Origin of the sequence: Cryobacterium sp. TMT2-18-2 (assembly GCF_004402245.1) — a bacterium.
GTDB classification, from domain to species: domain Bacteria; phylum Actinomycetota; class Actinomycetes; order Actinomycetales; family Microbacteriaceae; genus Cryobacterium; species Cryobacterium sandaracinum.
This window is the reverse complement of record NZ_SOFU01000023.1, coordinates 1-16,856: the sequence shown is the minus strand read 5'-3', so window position 1 is coordinate 16,856 and position 16,856 is coordinate 1. Positions and strand designations below refer to the sequence as shown.

The following is a 16,856-nucleotide window of genomic DNA, read 5'->3' as shown; positions in this document are numbered from 1 at the left end:
ACGGGGGTGTTTTTTCGTGCGGTTACGGGCGTGCGATCGCCGCGAAGACCGCGGAGGCTGCCCGGGCCAGATCGGCCGGTGTCAGCTCGATGTCGAAGCCGCGGCGCCCGCCGGAGACGAAGACGGTGTCGAACGTCAGGGCGCTCGCGTCGACCACGGTCGTGAGCCGGCTCTTCTGACCGATCGGGCTGATGCCGCCCACCACGTAGCCGGTCTTGCGCTCGGCGAGCGACGGGTCTGCCATCACGGCTTTCTTTGCACCCACGGCGGTGGCCAGGGCCTTGAGGTCGAGCTGGCCGGTGACCGGCACGACGCCGACGACCAGCCGGCCGTCGACATCCGTCAGCAGGGTCTTGAACACCCGGCCGGCGGCGACGCCGAGTTTCTCCGCCGCTTCCAGGCCGAAACTCGTCGACGACGCCTCGTGCGGGTAGACGTGCGGGGTGAACGGGATGCCGGCGCGCACGAGCGCCACCGTCGCCGGAGTTCCGGCGCTTCCCTCCACCCGTTTGGCCACGGTCAGCGGCCCCCGGTCCGGTTGCCCACGCTTCGTGCGCCCACGCTCAGTGCGCCCGGAGCAGCTGCATCGAGGCGGCCGGAACGAGGAACTGGTCGCCGGGGGCGTGCTCGATGACGGCGTCGCTCAGGTCGTCGTGGCTGGAATCCCAGAGCAGCGAGTACGAGGTGACGCCCGCGTGCAGGGGCAGCGTCACCGTCACCTCTTCCTCACGACCCTGCACGATCAGCAGGATTCGGTTGAAATCCTCGTGCTCCGGGGTGCTCGCCGCCAGGTACTGCAGAGTGCGCTCATCGGACGAGTGCCAGTCGTCCTCGGACATGGACCGGCCCTCCGCGTTGTACCAGTCCATTTCGCTGGCGCTGAGGGTCGTCTCGCCGGGGCGTCCGAACCGCACCGGGCGCAGCGCCGGGTTCTCGCGGCGCAGCTGGAGCAGGCGCCGGGTTACCCGGTGCAGGTCCTCCTGCCAGTCGTCGAGGTCCCAGTTCAACCAGGTGAGCTCACTGTCGTGGCAGTAGGCGTTGTTGTTGCCGCGCTGGCTGCGACCGAATTCGTCGCCCGCGGTGATCATCGGCACACCGGCCGACAGCAGCAGGGTCGCGAGCAGGTTGCGCATGGCCTTGCGCCGGGCGGTCAGGATGTCCCGGTCTCGGGTCGGGCCCTCCGCGCCGTGGTTGAACGAGTTGTTGGAGTCGGTGCCGTCGCGGTTCGACTCCCCGTTGCCGACGTTGTGCTTGACGTTGTACGAGGTCAGGTCGGCCATCGTGAAACCGTCGTGGGCCGTGATGAAGTTGAGCGAGGCGAGCGGGCCGCGCTCCCGGGAGAATGTGTTCGCGGAACCTGCCAGGCGGGTCGCGAAGCGCCCGATCCCGCTCCCGGCGTGCCCGTCGCGGGCGGCCGCCAGGTCGGTCAGCCAGAACGAACGCATGCGGTCGCGGTAGCGGTCGTTCCACTCGGTCCAGCCGTCCGGGAAATTGCCGGTCTGCCAGCCGCCCATCCCGATGTCCCAAGGCTCGGCGATCAGCTTGACCGTCGAGAGTTCCGGGTCGGCCGTGATCGAGGCGAGCAGTGGGCTGTCCGCCTGAAAGTCGACGTTCTCGTCCCGGGCGAGCGTGGCCGACAGGTCGAAGCGGAAACCGTCGATCTGCACCTCGTTCGCCCAGTAGCGCAGAGAGTCGAGCACGAGCCGGCGGGGAACGTCGTGGGAGACGTTCAGGGTGTTGCCGCAACCCGTGACGTCGATGTATCCGCCGGCGCTGTTCTGCCGGTAGTAGGCGGCGTTGTCGATGCCGCGGAGGCTGCTGACGGGGCCGTTCGGGCCCTCCTCGGCGGTGTGGTTGTAGACCACGTCCAGGATGACCTCGAGGCCGGCCTCGTGCAGGAGCTTGACCATGCCCTTGAATTCCCGGAGCACCGCTTCGGGACCGGCGGCCTGGGACTTCTGGGTGGCGTAGTCGGCGTGCGGTGAAAAGAAGTTGAAGGTGTTGTAACCCCAATAATTGCTCAGACCCTGCTTGAGCAGGCGCTGCTCGGACACGAATGCCTGCACCGGCAGCAGTTCGACGCTGGTCACGCCGAGGTTCTTCAGGTAGCCGATGGTCGACTCGTGGGCAAGGCCCGCATAGGTGCCGCGGAGGTTCGCCGGCACCGAAGGGCTGAGGTTGGTGAGGCCGCGAACGTGGGCCTCGTAGACCACGGTGTGGTCCAGAGCGATCCTCGGTTTGACCGAACCGGCCCAGTCGAAATCGCCATCGACTACGGAAGACTGCCACTGGTCGGGACCGACCCGCACGAGTCCCCGGGAATAGGGTTCGACCAGTGTCTTCTCGGGGTGGAAGGAGTTGCGGGGGGCGGCGGGACCAGAGACGCGGATGCCGTAGCGGCGTCCGGGGGAGAGGGTTCGAGAGTGTCCGGACCAGACGCCGTGCTCATCCTTGACCATGGGCACGGTCTTGATGATCCAATGGGGGTCGGTGGCGTCGAAGATGCACAGGTCGATGGCGTCGGCGGTCTCCGACCACACGCGGAGTTCGCCGCCGTGGGTCGTGACTCGCACGCCGAGGCTGTGCAGGGGATCAGGCGGGGTCATGCGTTCTAGAGTAATGAGTGCAGAAGCCGTGTATTACCACCCGGAGAACCGCCGGTGGGACCCGGCGAAACTCGAGCGAGCGCGAAAGGAGTGAGATGGCGATCTATCTGGACCATGCGGCAACCACCCCCATGCTGCCCGAAGCCATTGACGCCTACGTTCGGGCGATGGGGGTGGTGGGCAATCCCGCATCCGTTCACAGTCAGGGTCAGAACGCGAAACGGATGCTCGAGGAGGCCCGCGAGCAGGTCGCCGCCAGCCTCGGCTGCGACCCGATCGAGGTAGTCTTCACCGGCGGCGGCACCGAGGCGATCAACCTCGGCATCAAGGGGCTGTTCTGGGCCAGGCAGCCGCGCACCCGCATCCTCGTTCCCGGCGGCGAGCACCACGCCACCATGGACACGGTCGAGTGGCTCGAACGCCACGAGGGGGCCGTGGTCGAGTGGCTGCCGCTGGACGCCGTCGGCCGGATCGACCTGTCAGCGGTTGCCCAATCCATCGCCGCGAACCCCGACGACATCGCCCTGGTCACCTGTCTCAGCGCCAACAACGAGGTCGGGACCCTGCAACCGGTCGCCGAGGTGGCCGCGCTCGCCGCGGCGTACGGCATCCCGGTGCACGTCGACGCGGTGGCGGCGTACGGTCACGTTCCGATCGATTTCCACGCCCTCAGCCAGGCCGGCGTGGCCGCGCTCAGCGTCTCGGCGCACAAGATCGGCGGCCCGGTCGGGATCGGGGCGCTCGCCCTCGCGCGCCGGGCCACGGTCGAGCCGCTGCTGCACGGCGGCGGGCAGCAGCGTCAGGTACGCAGCGGCACTCAGGACGTCGCGGCGGCCGTGGCGTTCGCGGTCGCGGCCAACGCCCTGCACGACCTTCAGGCCGAGAACGCGCGGATCTCCGCGCTGCGCGAGCGCCTCGTCGTCGGCGTCTCCGCGGCCGTGCCCTCCGCTGTGGTGAACGGCGACCCGGACCCGCAAAACCATCTGCCGGGCACCGCGCATTTCAGCTTCCCGGGCTGCGAGGGTGACTCGCTCCTGTTCCTGCTCGACGTGGCGGGCATCTCGGTGTCCACGGGGTCCGCCTGCCAGGCGGGCGTGCCCGAGCCCTCCCACGTGCTGCGCGCCATGGGCCGCAGCGAAGTGGAGGCGCGCGGCGCCCTGCGGATCACCCTCGGCCGCACCAACACCGAGGCCGACGTCGACGCTCTGCTCGCCGCCCTCCCGGCCGCCCACGCCCGGGCGGCCCGGGCCGGCCTGGCCGACCGGATGCCGGGCCGCTGAGCCGCGCCGCGGCATCCGCGCTCTGCTGCACGTTGTCGCTCCTCACCCGCCGCGCGGCTGACGTGGTGGTGCTGGACGCCGTGGACCTACACGTGTAAGGTATTTCTTACAGGTAAATGGATGTCGAGGGGAGCGTGAGCACGATGACGCTCGACGAGGAGATCGCCCGGCTGTCCGCACTCGCCAACCCGCACCGGTTCCGCATTATCGCCCTGCTGGCGGAGGAGTCCCTCCATGTGAGTGAGCTCGCCCGTCGGCTGGGGATGTCCCGGGCACTGTTGTATATGCACCTGCAACGACTCGAATCGGCCGGTTACGTGACCGGGCACCTCGAACTCTCCGACGACGGCAAGGCCCTGAAATTTTTCGAGGTCGTTTCGTTCGAGGTCACCACCAACGTCGCACGCATCGTTGCGGCGGTCGCAGCCGATACAGAAAGCACACACTGATGGACAACATTCCCTGGTTCGCCTGGATCGCCATTGTCGGCATCATCGCCGGAGTCACATCGAGCATCGTGGCGGCCGTGCTGCGGTCGCGCGAGAAGCAGGCGGAGTTCGCCGGAGCGGCGGACCTGCGCGGCCTCGTCGAGCAGAGCACCGCGAGCAATCAGGCCGTGCTGGACCGGCTCGCACTGCTGGAGCTCCGCCTCGACTCGATCGAGCGAACCCTGACCGATATCCCCTGACCGATATCCCCTGGCCCTGGCCCTGGCCCTGGCCTTGGCCTTGGCTGGTGCCGCGGGCATCCGTCGTCGCTCGTCCCGGCCCATCGTTTCGTTGCGCGGGGGCTGGGCGGGGGCTGCGCGGGGGCGCTCACCCGATTACACTCGTCAGGTGAAGGTTTTGGCAGCAATGAGCGGTGGGGTGGACTCCGCCGTCGCCGCAGCCCGCATGGTCGAGGCGGGACACGAGGTGGTCGGGGTGCACCTGGCCCTCAGCCGGATGCCCGGAACCCTGCGGACCGGCAGCCGCGGCTGCTGCACGGTCGAAGACTCGATGGATGCCCAGCGGGCGGCCAACATCATCGGCATCCCGTACTACGTCTGGGACTTCTCCGAGCGGTTCAAGCTCGACGTGGTTGACGACTTCATCGCCGAATATGCCGCCGGCCGCACCCCGAACCCCTGCATGCGCTGCAACGAGCGGATCAAGTTCGCCGCCCTGCTCGAAAAAGCCCTCGACCTGGGCTTCGACGCCGTCGCCACCGGTCACTACGCCACGATCGTGACGGATGCCGACGGCAACCGAGAGCTGCACCGCGCCAGCGCCTGGGCCAAGGACCAGTCCTATGTGCTCGGCGTGCTCACCCAGGACCAACTGGCGCACTCGATGTTCCCGCTCGGCGCGACGCCGTCCAAGGCCGAGGTGCGAGCGGAGGCCGCGGCGCGCGGTTTCTCGGTGGCGAACAAGCCCGACTCCTACGACATCTGCTTCATCCCCGACGGCGACACCCGAGGCTGGCTGGCCGAGCGCGTGCCCCCGGCGACCGGAGACATCCTCGACCGGGACGGCAACACCCTGGGCACGCACGAGGGGGCGGCCGCGTTCACCGTCGGGCAGCGCAAGGGGCTGCAGATCGGCACCCCGGCGGCCGACGGCAAGCCCCGGTTCGTCCTCGAGGTGCGCCCGATCTCCAACACCGTCGTCGTCGGGCCGAAAGAGGCGCTCGCGATCAAGAAGATCGCCGGCACGAAGTTCACCTGGTGCGGCGTGGCCCCCGCACACCCGGAGATCGCCTTCGGCTGCGACGTGCAGATCCGCGCCCACGCCGACCCGGTTCCCGCCGTGGCCCAGATCGTTCCGCTCGAGGCCGGCTCGTCCGCCGAGACCAGCGCGAGCCGCGGGAGCGGCGCCACCACCGAGCTCGTCATCATCCCGACCGAGCCGCTCACCGGCGTCGCACCCGGGCAGACCGCCGTCGTCTACCTCGGCACCCGCGTGCTTGGGCAGTGCACGATCGACCGCACGGTCAGTGCCGTCGAGAGCGCCGTCGAGAGTGCCGTCGCCGCCGCTGATGCCGTCGCCGTCGATGCATAGCCCGGCGTCCGACCCGGCGGCAGACGCGCCCCTGCACATCGCCGCGGCCGAGGTCTCCGACCTGACCCAGCGCATCCTGGAAGCACGGGACGCGTACTACGACCGCAACGAGGCCGTCATCACCGACGCGGAGTACGACGCGTCGGTGCGCCGCCTCGCCGAGCTCGAGCGGGAATTCCCCGAGCTGGCCAGTCAGGACAGCCCGACCCAGACCGTGGGCGGCCGCGCCGAGACCAGCCTGTTCGATCCGGTGCAGCATGCCGAACGCATGCTCAGCCTCGACAACGTCTTCTCGCTCGACGAATTCGGCCTCTGGGCCGCGAAGGTCGAACGGGACGCCGGGCGGCCCGTGCACTACCTCTGCGAGCTCAAAATCGACGGACTCGCGATCAACCTGCGCTACGAGCAGGGGGTGCTGGTCAGCGCCGCCACCCGCGGCGACGGGGTGGTCGGCGAGGACGTCAGTGAGAACGTCGCCTGGGTGCCCGGCATTCCGAGAAAACTGCGGGGCACCGGGCATCCGGCCCTGATGGAGGTTCGCGGTGAAGTGTTCTTCCCGGTCGCCGAATTCCTCGAGCTCAACGCGCAGCAGGTCGCCGCCGGCGAACGCGTTTTCGCGAATCCGCGCAACGCGGCGGCCGGCTCCCTGCGCCAGAAGGCCGAGGGTAAGGCCGCGGAACCGCTGCGCCTGATGCGGGCCAGGCTCGGCCGGCTCCGGATGCTGGTGCACGGCATCGGCGCGTGGGCCACCCCGCCGGTTGCGTCCCAATCCGGCGTCTACGAGCTGTTGCAGGGCTGGGGTCTGCCCACCAGCAGCTACTACCGGGTGGAACCCTCCGCGGCTCTCGCGGCGGATTTCATCGCGTACTACGGCGAGCACCGCGCCAGCGTCGACCACGAGATCGACGGCATCGTGATCAAGGTCGACGAGTTGGCCCTGCATGCCGAACTTGGTGCCACCAGCCGGGCGCCGCGCTGGGCGATCGCCTACAAATACCCGCCCGAACAGGTCAACACCAGGCTGCTCGACATCGTCGTCAGCGTCGGCCGGACCGGCCGGGCCACGCCGTTCGCCGTGATGAAGAAGGTGCGGGTCGCCGGTTCCGAGGTGCGCCAGGCCACCCTGCACAACCAGGACGTGGTCCAGGCCAAGGGCGTCCTGATCGGCGACATCGTCGTGCTGCGCAAGGCCGGCGACGTCATCCCCGAGGTGCTCGGCCCGGTGGTCGAGCTGCGCGACGGCACCGAGCGAGCCTTCGTCATGCCGGTGAACTGCCCGGAGTGCGGCACGCCGCTCGCCCCGACCAAGGAGGGCGACATCGACCTCCGCTGCCCGAACGCGCGCAGCTGCCCGGCTCAGGTGCGCGGCCGGGTCGAGCACATCGGCTCCCGCGGCGCCCTCGACATCGAGGTGCTCGGCGAGGTGGCCGCCGCCGCTCTCACCCAGCCCACCCGTCCGGCGGAGCCGCCCCTGCCCACCGAGGCCGGCCTGTTCGACCTCACCCTCGACGACCTGCTGCCGATCGAGGTCATCGTGCGGGACGCCGAGACCGGGTTGGCCAAGGAAGAGGATGACGGCTCCGTGCGACTGCGCACGCCGTTCCGGCGCAACCCTACGGCCGCCGAGAAGAAGGAGGGCGTCGAGGGACCGCAGGCGTCGTCGAGTGCGCAGAAGCTCCTGCGCGAGATCGAGCTGGCGAAGACCAAGCCGCTGTGGCGGCTTTTGGTGGCCCTCAACATCCGTCACGTCGGGCCGGTGGCGGCGCGCGCCCTGGCCGGCCACTTCGGTTCCCTCAAGCTGATCCGGGCCGCGTCCCGCGAGGAGCTCGCCGAGGTCGACGGGGTAGGCGGCATCATCGCCGACGCCATCATCGCGTGGTTCGAGGTGGACTGGCACCAGGGCATCGTGGAGCAGTGGACGCTGGCCGGCGTTCAGTTCCGCATATCGGGACATCCCGGTCCGGGAGCCGCTGCGGCGGCAGGGGGAGTGCTGGCCGGGCTCACGGTGGTGGCCACCGGCTCGATCGAGGGCTACACCCGGGAAGAGGCGCAGGAGGCGATCATTTCCGCCGGGGGCAAATCCGCCGGGAGCGTGTCGAAGAATACCGACTTCGTGGCCGCCGGTCCGGGCGCGGGGTCGAAGCTGGCCAAGGCGGAGGCGCTCGGCCTGCGGATCCTCGACGCCGCCGAATTCCACCAGCTGGTCACGAGCGGCCCCGAGTCCCTGGCCGAGACCACGGCCGACGCCGACGCCGACCCGGCTTGATTCAACGGCTCTCCTCGCCCGGTACCTCTGACGCGTTGACCCAACCGAGCACCATCCGGGTGAACAAATCCACATCCTCGATGCTCCAGACATGGTGCATGCCGGGTGCGGTCCAGGTGCGAGTCTGCGGCAGGTGGGCGAGCAGCGCGGGAAAGCTGTCCCGGACGACGCGGGACTCCCGTTCGCCCGCCACCGCCAGCAGGGGGCCGCGGTAGTCCTGCAGCCTCTCCGGGACGCCGCCGCGGTTCACCTCGGCGAAGACGCGCCGGGCATTGTCGGTTCGGAGACTCAGACCGTGTTCCACGAAGAGGTCGACCGCGTCGGAGGGCAGGCCGAATGCCTTCGCCTGGGCCCGCCAGTACCAGGGGCGGTGCCAGAGCCGCAGTTGCATCGTGCTCAGGAGACGGGCCGTGCCGTGCACCCCGGTGAGCGGCACGCCGGACACCAGGCACGAGTGCAGCAGTCCCGGGTGCCGGGCCATGACGTGCGTGGCCACCAGGCCGCCCAGGGACAGCCCCACCAGATGGGCCCGGCCGCCGCGCGCGTGCGCGGCGATGATGCCGGCCACATCGTCGGCGGTCTGACCGAGGGAAAGCCAGTCCTCTCCGGCCCGGTCACCGAAACCGGGCAGGTCGGGCGTGAGCAGGTGCCGGTCGGTCATTCCCTCCACCTGCGGTCTCCAGGACCACGACGCGACGCTGCCGCCGTGCAGGAACATGATCGTGTCGGTCCCCGTGGTGTCAACGCCGTGCTGCAGGGGATAGCGGGATTCCAGACGGCGGCGGGGAGGGCTCATCCGAGGGCTTCCTTCGTCTCGACCAGCCACGCGAGTTCCGCTTCGGCGTGGAGGATTCCGTTCCGCAGCGTTGCGAAGCGCAGCCTGCGTCCGAGGTCGTCCGGGGCACGATCATCGGGCTCGCGGTGGGCCTGCTCCTGCTCGGCGACGGAACGCAGTGCGGCCACCATCGCGGTGGCCTGGCCGCGCCGCGCCCGCAGCAGTGCCCGGGTGGCCGGCACCCCCAGGGTGCCGACGAAGAACATCCGCATCAGGAACGCGTCGTGCGAGGTTTCGGGTTCCAACGGCGCCCGCAGCCAGTCGCCCAGAGCCGCCCGGCCGGCCGAGGTGATGTGGTGCTCGCGCCGATCGGGGCGTCCCTCCTGCGGAATGACCTCGACGTCGGCGAGTCCGTCGGCGACCAGTGCCGCCAGCGTGCGGTAGATCTGGGATTGGTCGGCGGACCAGAAATGGGCGACGGATGCCTCGATGCTCTTTTTGAGGTCGTATCCCGTCATCGGTGCGAGGTCCAGGATCCCGAGGAGGGCGATTTTCAGCGACATGTTTATATAAGATCACACCTATACAGGATAATGCAAGTATCAATTTTGGCGCAATTGACCCTCGATCGGGGGTCTCCCGGACCCGCTGTGGGGGCACGGCCGCACCATCCGTTTCAGTAGTCTGGAGACGCAATGCTTGTCTGTTAGGGGCCGGGTTGTTTTGCTACTCGGTGTTCGTGAGGGGACGTGCCCAGGTTTGCTGTTAGAAGCGGCGGTTCTAACGCTCTCTCTGGCTCTCAATGGAGTCAGTGAGACCTCTGGCGCGCTCGCTCTCAGCACCACAGTCCAGGGCCAACCGGTGCCGAACCGGGGCGCCGAACCCGCCGCGGCGGAACCGTTGTGGCTGAACCTGTCGGCGCGCACCGGCACGTCGGTCGGGGTACCCGGCGCCGGCGACCCGCGGGTTTCCGCGCAGCCGATCGCATCCGTGCCGAGGTCCGCCACGGTCGCCACGGTCGAATCCGTGCGGGGGTTGACCGGAGCCAGCCTGCTGGCCGGGCTGTCCACCCTCTCCGTGGCCGACCTGGCCGCGTTCGTGGAGCAGGCCCCCGGCCAGATCGACGCCCTGTTGACGGCACCGCCCGCAGCCTCCGCGGTGGCCGGCCTCTGGACGGAACTCGGCGCTTCCGAGCGTTCGTCGCTGCTGGCTGCCGCACCCAAGCTCGTGGGCAACCTGGAGGGCGTCCCCTTCCGGGAGCGGGGCAGGGCCAACGCCCGCTACCTCACGCAGAGCCTGGCCGACGTTACCCAGCGGCTGTCCGACGCGACCGACGACAGCGAGCGCACGCTGCTCAACCGAGAACTCGCCGTCCTGACCCAGGTCAAGGCGGCACTGAGCACCCCCGACGGCGCCCCGCGCCGTTCCTTGATCCTCCTCGACCCCGCAGGCGGCGGGCGTGCCGCAATCGCCCTCGGCAACCCGGACACCGCCGAATTCGTCACCTATCTGGTACCCGGCATGAACTACACCGTGGAGCAGCAGATCGCCAACTGGGCCGACACCGCAGACGCCGTGTACACGGAACAGATCGCGGTGCTGCGCGGGGGGGCGCCGTCCGGGCACGCCCTGACCGGCGGCATCCGCGCCGCCGGCGTCGCCACGATCGCCTGGATCGGCTACGAGGCCCCCACCGTGTTCACCGTGGGCGGGACGGGCCTCGCGGAGGTCGGCGCCGACTTCCTGGAGCAGTCGGCTTTAGGCATCGCGGCCGACCGAGGCACGCGTCGGCCCTTTGTTTCGGTGCTCGCACACTCGTACGGGTCGACCGTGGCGCTCACGGCGCTGGCCCGCGGCACGTTCGGGGTGGACGCCCTGGTGCTGGTGGGGTCCCCGGGCAGCCAGGTGCAGTCCGTCGACAGCCTGAGCGTCGCGCCGGGCAGTGTCTATGTGGGCAGCGCCGACTGGGACCCGACCGTGAACAGCGCTTTCTTCGGCAGCGATCCCGGCGCGGATTCCTACGGAGCGAACACCCTCGGCGTGTCCGGCGGGAACGATCGGATCACCGGCTCCTGGCTGAACGGATCGGTCGGCCACAACGCCTACTTCGACGTTGGAAGCGAGTCCCTGCACAACATGGCGTTGATCGGAACCGGCAACGCGGATCTTGTCACCGACGGCTCCGAATAGAATTGGGGAATTCACCCCCGACGATCGTACGGAGCAACATGTCTGAAATCACGGCCGAGCAGGTTGCCCATTTGGCCAACCTTGCCCGGATCGACCTCAGCTCGGAGGAGATCGCCCGCCTCACGACCGAACTCGGTCAGATCGTTGACTCGGTCGCGAAGGTAGCCGAAGTGGCCACGCCGGATGTGCCGGCGACGAGCCACCCGATGCCGCTGACCAATGTCTTCCGCGCCGACACGGTGGTCCCCTCGCTCACGGTCGAACAGGCGCTCTCCGGGGCTCCCGACCGGGACGGCGACAAGTTCCGCGTGCCCGCAATCCTGGACGAGGAGTAAACCATGACCAACGTGATCAAGTTGTCCGCCGCCGACCTCTCGGGTCTGCTTGTCGAACGGTCCATCAGCTCCGTCGAGGTGACCCAGGCCCACCTGGACCAGATCGCGGCCGTCGACACCGGTGTGCACGCGTTCCTCCACGTGGCCGGCGAGGCCGCGCTCGCCGCCGCAGCCCGCGTCGACGCCCGGCGTGCCGCCGGCGAGGTGCTCGGGCCGCTCGCCGGGGTTCCGATCGCCATCAAGGACGTGCTCGCCACCATCGACATGCCCTCGACCGCCGGTTCCAAGATCCTCGAGGGCTGGATCCCCCCATACGACGCCACCGTGGTCAGGCGCGTGCGCGACGCCGGGCTGATTCTGCTCGGCAAGACCAACATGGACGAGTTCGCGATGGGCTCGTCGACCGAATTCTCCGCCTACGGCCCGACGCACAACCCGTGGGACTTCGACCGGATCCCCGGCGGCTCCGGCGGTGGCTCCGCGGCCGCGGTCAGCTCCTTCGAGGCGCCGCTGGCACTCGGCAGCGACACCGGCGGCTCGATCCGCCAGCCGGCCGCCGTCACCGGCTCGGTCGGCGTCAAGCCCACCTACGGCGGTGTGTCACGCTACGGCTCGATCGCTCTCGCATCCTCGCTCGATCAGGTCGGCCCGGTGACCCGCACGGTGCTCGACGCCGCCCTGCTGCACGACGTGATCGGCGGGCACGACCCGCTCGACTCGACGTCGCTCACGGACACCTGGCCCTCGATGGCGGCCGCCGCACGCGCCGGCCTCGCCGACGGGGCGCTCACGGGGGTGCGGGTCGGCGTGATCAAGGAGCTGAGCGGCGACGGATTCCAGGCCGGAGTCGCGCAGCGCTTCACCGAGACCCTCACGCTGCTTTCCGCGGCGGGCGCCGAGATCGTCGAGATTTCCGCCCCCAGCTTCGAGTATGCGATCGCTGCCTACTATCTGATCCTCCCGGCGGAGGCGTCGAGCAACTTGGCGCGCTTCGACTCGGTGCGCTTCGGAATCCGGGTCAACCCGGAAGACGGCCCGCTGACCAGCGAACGGGTCATGGCGGCCACGCGCGACGCGGGCTTCGGCCCCGAGGTCAAACGCCGCATCATTCTCGGCACCTACGCCCTCAGTGCCGGCTACTACGACGCCTACTACGGCAGCGCGCAGAAGGTGCGCACGCTGATCCAGCGCGACTTCGACGCGGCCTTCGCGAAGGTCGACGTGCTGGTGTCGCCGAGTGCGCCGACCACCGCGTTCAAGTTCGGCGAGAAGATGGCCGACCCGATGGCCATGTACCTCAACGACGTCACCACGATCCCGGCCAACCTTGCCGGGGTCCCCGGCATGAGCCTGCCGATGGGACTCGCGCCCGAGGACGGCCTGCCGGTCGGCCTGCAGATCATGGCGCCCGCGAAAATGGATGCCCGTCTCTACAGCTTCGGAGCCGCCGTCGAGGCGCTGCTCGAAGCATCCTGGGGGCACACCCTCCTCAGCCGGGCGCCGGAACTGGCGCCGAGTGACATGTTTGCCGGCACAGCGTTTACAAGCACAGAGGGAGCCGTCTGATGAAGAAGGCCGAACTGATGGACTACGACAAGGCTCTGGAGCTGTTCGAGCCGGTGCTCGGCTTTGAGGTGCACGTCGAGCTCAACACCAAAACAAAGATGTTCTGCGGCTGCGCGAACGAGTTCGGCCAGGGTGCCAACACCAACACCTGCCCCACCTGCCTGGGTCTGCCCGGAGGGCTGCCGCAGGTGAACGCGAAGGCCATCGAATCGAGCATCCGTTTGGGGCTCGCCCTCGGCTGTGAGATCGCGGAGTACTCGCGGTTCGCCCGCAAGAACTACTTCTACCCGGACACCGCGAAGAACTTCCAGACTTCGCAGTATGACGAGCCGATCGCGTTCAACGGTCAGCTCACGATCGAACTCGAAAGCGGACGCCTGGTCACGGTCGACATCGAGCGCGCTCACATGGAGGACGACGCCGGCAAGCTCACCCACGTGGGTGGGGCGACCGGTCGCATCCAGGGTGCCGACTACTCGCTGGTCGACTACAACCGCGGCGGAGTGCCGCTGGTCGAGATCGTCACCCAGATGATCGAGGGCGGCGAGGCGGACTCACCCGAGATCGGCCGCACCTACGTTGCCGCCATCCGCGAGATCGTGAAGGCGCTCGGCGTCTCCAACGCCCGGATGGAAGAGGGCAACGTGCGTTGCGACGCGAACGTGTCCCTGCGCCCGCGCGGCTCGAACGTGCTCGGTACGCGCACCGAGACCAAGAACGTGAACTCGCTGCGTTCGGTCGAGCGGGCCGTGCGGTACGAGATCCAGCGTCAGGCTGCCCTGCTGCACGCCGGTGGAACCATCACCCAGGAGACCCGGCACTGGCATGAGGACACCGGCATCACCTCGGCCGGTCGGCCCAAGTCCGACGCCGACGACTACCGGTACTTCCCGGAGCCCGACCTCGTTCCCGTGGCCCCGTCGCGGGAATGGGTGGAAGAACTCCGCGCCACCCTGCCGGAGCCTCCGGCCGCCCGCCGCAAGCGGCTCCAGGCCGATTGGGGCTTCGCCAACCTCGAATTTCAGGATGTCGTCAACTCCGACCTTCTCGACGCCGTCGAGGCAACCATCGCGGCCGGCGCCGCAGCTCAGGCCGCCCGCAAGTGGTGGACCGGCGAGGTTGCCCGCCTTGCGAACGCCTCCGGTGTGTCCGCCGACTCGCTTGTACAGCCGGCGCAGGTCGCCGCACTGATCGAACTCGTCGTGGCCGGAACGCTCACCGACCGCCTGGCCCGACAGGTGCTCGAGGGCGTCATCGGCGGCGAGGGCACTCCGCTCGAGGTCGTCGAGTCCCGCGGTCTCGCGGTCGTCTCGGACGATGGCGCGCTGATCGCGGCGATCGATGAGGCTCTGGCCGCCCAGCCCGACGTACTGGTCAAGATCCGCGACGGCAAGGTTCAGGCTGCTGGAGCCGTGATCGGCGCCGTCATGAAGGCCATGCGCGGACAAGCGGATGCCGCCCGCGTGCGTGAGCTCGTGCTCGAGCGTGCCGGAGCGGCCGAGTAATGGGCCTGCGGAACACGCGCCAACCTGCCGCCGACGGGTACCCCGGTTCCCAGCCGGGTGCCCTCGGTGTGGGAGCGCAGGTCGTGGTGCGCTTGGATCGTGGTCGGTATCCGGACTCCGACGCCGAAGACCCGAGCGGCGTGATCGTGGCGGCCGGAGAACTCCAGGGTGCGGCCCTGTACGCCCCCGTGTCCGGACGGGAAAGCGTATGGGTCGTGGAGTTCGACGAACCCTTCTACGGTCTCGACGGTTCTGGCCCGCACGCGTCGGCTCGGGTGGCGCAGAGCTCGCTCGAAGCCGCCCCCGAGGCGTAACCGTCGTGGAGCAGGAACTGGAGCAGGAGCGCCCGGCGACCGCGCGGGACATCCGTCGCTGGCGCCGCTACCTGGCAGACGAACGGGCCGAAGCGACGGTGTACCGCGACCTCGCCGGTCGCCGTAGCGGCGAGGAGCGCGAGATCCTGCTGGCTCTGGCCGACGCCGAGGGGCGCCACGAGCAGCACTGGCGGCACCTTCTCGGTGACCAGGTCGGAGCCCCGCGCCGGGGCGCGATCCGCACCCGTTTCCTGGGGCTACTGGCCCGCAGGTTCGGATCGGTGTTCGTGCTTGCCCTCGCCCAGCGTGCCGAGGCCCGCTCCCCGTATGACGCCGATGCCGACGCCACCGAGACCATGGCCGCCGACGAGCGCATCCACGAGGAGGTCGTGCGTGGGCTGGCCGCTCGCGGCCGGCAGCGGCTGGCTGGCACGTTCAGGGCCGCGGTCTTCGGGATCAACGACGGCCTCGTCAGCAACCTGGCCCTGGTGCTGGGCATCGGCGCCACCGGAGTGCCCGCCGCCACGATCCTCTTCACCGGTATCGCCGGTCTCCTCGCCGGGGCACTCTCGATGGGTGCCGGCGAATATGTCTCGGTACGGTCCCAGCGTGAGCTGCTCGAAGCCTCAACGCCGAATCCGGCGTCCCGGAACGTGCTGGCCCATCTCGATCTGGCTGCGAACGAGTTGACCCTGGTCTATCGCGCGCAGGGGATGTCGCCGGAGAAGGCCGAAATCCATGCACGCGAGGTTCTGCGCACGGTGGCCATCGCGACCGGCTCGGTCGACGTCAAGAAGACCGGCGGCCTGGCTCCGGCGATCGACGAGCACGAGGCCATCGGCACGGGAATCGGAGCGGCCACGTCGAGTTTCTGCTTCTTCGCCTCCGGGGCGATCCTGCCGGTGCTGCCGTATCTGTTCGGCCTCGACGGGATCACCGCGGTCATCGTGGCCGCCGTGCTCGTGGGGCTCGCCCTGCTGGCCACCGGTGCCATCGTCGGTCTGCTCTCGGGCGGGCCGCCCTGGCGGCGTGCCATCCGTCAGCTCATCATCGGTTTCGGTGCCGCCGGCGTCACCTATCTGCTGGGTCTTCTCTTCGGAACCTCGATCGCCTAACGCGGCTCCCGAGCCGGCCGGTAATTGAGCCGCCCCGGTGGTTGAGCTTGTCGAAACCCAGATCAGAACGGGGCCGGATCGTCCCTGGCCAGCGGTCGAACGGTCGGCTTCGATCCCGGCCGCTTCCCNCGGCCGCTTCCCCGGTGGGCGGATGATCGTGGCTGGCTCACTGATGAACGTGCGCCCGGTCGGCGAGGTCCACTTCAGGGTTCCGTCCGGGAGGTGCGTGTAGGTCCACCGGGTCTCTGACTTCAGTGCATGGTCGGCTGGACACAGATGCGCGAGGTTGTCGTGCTCCGTCAGCCCGTCGTACTGCCAGTCGAGGGTGTGGTCGATGTCGCACTGGGTCGCCGCCCGGCGGCAGCCCGGCCACCGGCAGGTTTCGTCTCGCACCCGGAGGTACCGTCGCAGTTCTTTCGGCACCTTGTAGCGGGTGCGCCCGACCGAGAGCACCGCTCCCGTGTCCGGGTGGGTCAGGATCCGGATGAAGCCGGGTGCCCGAGCCGCGATCTCGCGTGCGGTGTCGGGGTCGATCGGTCCGTATCCCTCGAGGTGCCCGGGGGCCTCGGAGTGGCCGAGGAGCGTCATCACCGGGACGGTCACGTGCACCGACCCGCGAACACCCTGGCCCAGCCCTGGCGCGGTGACCCCGTCGAGGATCAGGTCTTCGAACACGTCTGCCCGCAGCTGGGTGAGTGTGCGGGTCTCGTTCGGGCCCTGCAGGCTCATCCCCATCACGGTGAGGCGGTCGTACCCGGCTGTCACCTTCTCGGCCGAGTCGAGCCAGTGCAGCGAGGCCATCCCGTCGGCCTCGGGCTCGAAGATCACCTTGCGGTCGGCCACCGATTTTTGGTGCCGGGCTGTG

General features: G+C 69.2%; 15 protein-coding genes and 1 pseudogene. 11 read left to right on the top strand and 5 right to left on the bottom strand.

Features of this window, described 5'->3' with window-relative positions; translation table 11 throughout:
- Window positions 1-22 precede the first annotated feature (22 nt).
- A complete protein-coding gene (gene ybaK, locus E3O22_RS07240; RefSeq protein ID WP_198410580.1) occupies window positions 23-517 on the bottom strand; it encodes a Cys-tRNA(Pro) deacylase in 495 nt (164 codons plus the stop codon).
- A 46-nt stretch (window positions 518-563) separates the two neighbouring features.
- Window positions 564-2,606 carry a glycogen debranching protein GlgX gene (gene glgX, locus E3O22_RS07235; RefSeq protein ID WP_134396258.1) on the bottom strand — a complete coding sequence of 681 codons (2,043 nt, stop codon included), beginning with the start codon at window positions 2,604-2,606 and terminating at the stop codon, window positions 564-566.
- 95 nt (window positions 2,607-2,701) lie between these two features.
- On the opposite strand from glgX, the gene E3O22_RS07230 reads away from it, so the two are divergent.
- From E3O22_RS07230 to ligA, 5 genes are all read left to right on the top strand, one after another.
- Window positions 2,702-3,886, top strand: a complete 1,185-nt coding sequence (locus tag E3O22_RS07230) for a cysteine desulfurase family protein (protein ID WP_134396257.1) — start codon at window positions 2,702-2,704, stop codon at window positions 3,884-3,886.
- Between the two features lie 143 nt (window positions 3,887-4,029).
- Entirely contained in the window at window positions 4,030-4,335 is a 306-nt protein-coding gene (locus E3O22_RS07225; RefSeq protein ID WP_104103546.1) for a winged helix-turn-helix domain-containing protein, read from the top strand.
- Window positions 4,335-4,574, top strand: a complete 240-nt coding sequence (locus E3O22_RS07220) for a hypothetical protein (RefSeq protein ID WP_134396256.1) — start codon at window positions 4,335-4,337, stop codon at window positions 4,572-4,574. The genes E3O22_RS07225 and E3O22_RS07220 overlap by 1 nt, the downstream gene beginning before the upstream one ends.
- Window positions 4,575-4,722: 148 nt before the next feature.
- Window positions 4,723-5,925, top strand: a complete 1,203-nt coding sequence (gene mnmA / locus E3O22_RS07215) for a tRNA 2-thiouridine(34) synthase MnmA (RefSeq protein ID WP_134396255.1) — start codon at window positions 4,723-4,725, stop codon at window positions 5,923-5,925.
- Window positions 5,918-8,191, top strand: a complete 2,274-nt coding sequence (gene ligA, locus E3O22_RS07210) for an NAD-dependent DNA ligase LigA (RefSeq protein ID WP_134396254.1) — start codon at window positions 5,918-5,920, stop codon at window positions 8,189-8,191. The genes mnmA and ligA overlap by 8 nt, the downstream gene beginning before the upstream one ends.
- Window position 8,192: 1 nt before the next feature.
- On the opposite strand, the gene E3O22_RS07205 is transcribed toward ligA, so the two are convergent.
- Window positions 8,193-8,987, bottom strand: coding sequence for an alpha/beta fold hydrolase (locus E3O22_RS07205; RefSeq protein WP_134396253.1), 795 nt, complete (start codon window positions 8,985-8,987; stop codon window positions 8,193-8,195).
- Complete coding sequence (locus E3O22_RS07200; RefSeq protein WP_134396252.1) at window positions 8,984-9,529, bottom strand: PadR family transcriptional regulator; 546 nt, start codon at window positions 9,527-9,529, stop codon at window positions 8,984-8,986. Before E3O22_RS07200 ends, E3O22_RS07205 begins: the two co-directional genes overlap by 4 nt.
- Before the next feature lie 298 nt (window positions 9,530-9,827).
- On the opposite strand from E3O22_RS07200, the gene E3O22_RS07195 reads away from it, so the two are divergent.
- The 6 genes from E3O22_RS07195 (at window position 9,828) to E3O22_RS07175 (ending at window position 15,991) form a co-directional block, all read left to right on the top strand.
- Entirely contained in the window at window positions 9,828-11,156 is a 1,329-nt protein-coding gene (locus E3O22_RS07195; RefSeq protein ID WP_166784588.1) for an alpha/beta hydrolase, read from the top strand.
- A 38-nt stretch (window positions 11,157-11,194) separates the two neighbouring features.
- On the top strand, window positions 11,195-11,491 hold the full coding sequence (gatC, locus tag E3O22_RS07190; RefSeq protein WP_166784587.1) for an Asp-tRNA(Asn)/Glu-tRNA(Gln) amidotransferase subunit GatC: 297 nt from the start codon (window positions 11,195-11,197) through the stop codon (window positions 11,489-11,491).
- Between the two features lie 3 nt (window positions 11,492-11,494).
- A complete protein-coding gene (gene gatA, locus E3O22_RS07185; RefSeq protein WP_134396250.1) occupies window positions 11,495-13,057 on the top strand; it encodes an Asp-tRNA(Asn)/Glu-tRNA(Gln) amidotransferase subunit GatA in 1,563 nt (520 codons plus the stop codon).
- Complete coding sequence (gene gatB / locus E3O22_RS07180) at window positions 13,057-14,562, top strand: Asp-tRNA(Asn)/Glu-tRNA(Gln) amidotransferase subunit GatB (RefSeq protein WP_134396249.1); 1,506 nt, start codon at window positions 13,057-13,059, stop codon at window positions 14,560-14,562. Before gatA ends, gatB begins: the two co-directional genes overlap by 1 nt.
- On the top strand, window positions 14,562-14,876 hold the full coding sequence (locus E3O22_RS15875) for a hypothetical protein (protein ID WP_134398634.1): 315 nt from the start codon (window positions 14,562-14,564) through the stop codon (window positions 14,874-14,876). The genes gatB and E3O22_RS15875 overlap by 1 nt, the downstream gene beginning before the upstream one ends.
- A 98-nt stretch (window positions 14,877-14,974) precedes the next feature.
- The gene (locus tag E3O22_RS07175) at window positions 14,975-15,991 is read left to right on the top strand and encodes a VIT1/CCC1 transporter family protein (protein WP_370448454.1); all 1,017 of its coding nucleotides are present in this window, start codon (window positions 14,975-14,977) and stop codon (window positions 15,989-15,991) included.
- Window positions 15,992-16,387: 396 nt separating this feature from the next.
- On the opposite strand, the pseudogene E3O22_RS16295 reads toward E3O22_RS07175, so the two are convergent.
- Window positions 16,388-16,834, bottom strand: a pseudogene (locus tag E3O22_RS16295) (DUF222 domain-containing protein); the annotation flags it as partial.
- Window positions 16,835-16,856 lie beyond the last annotated feature (22 nt).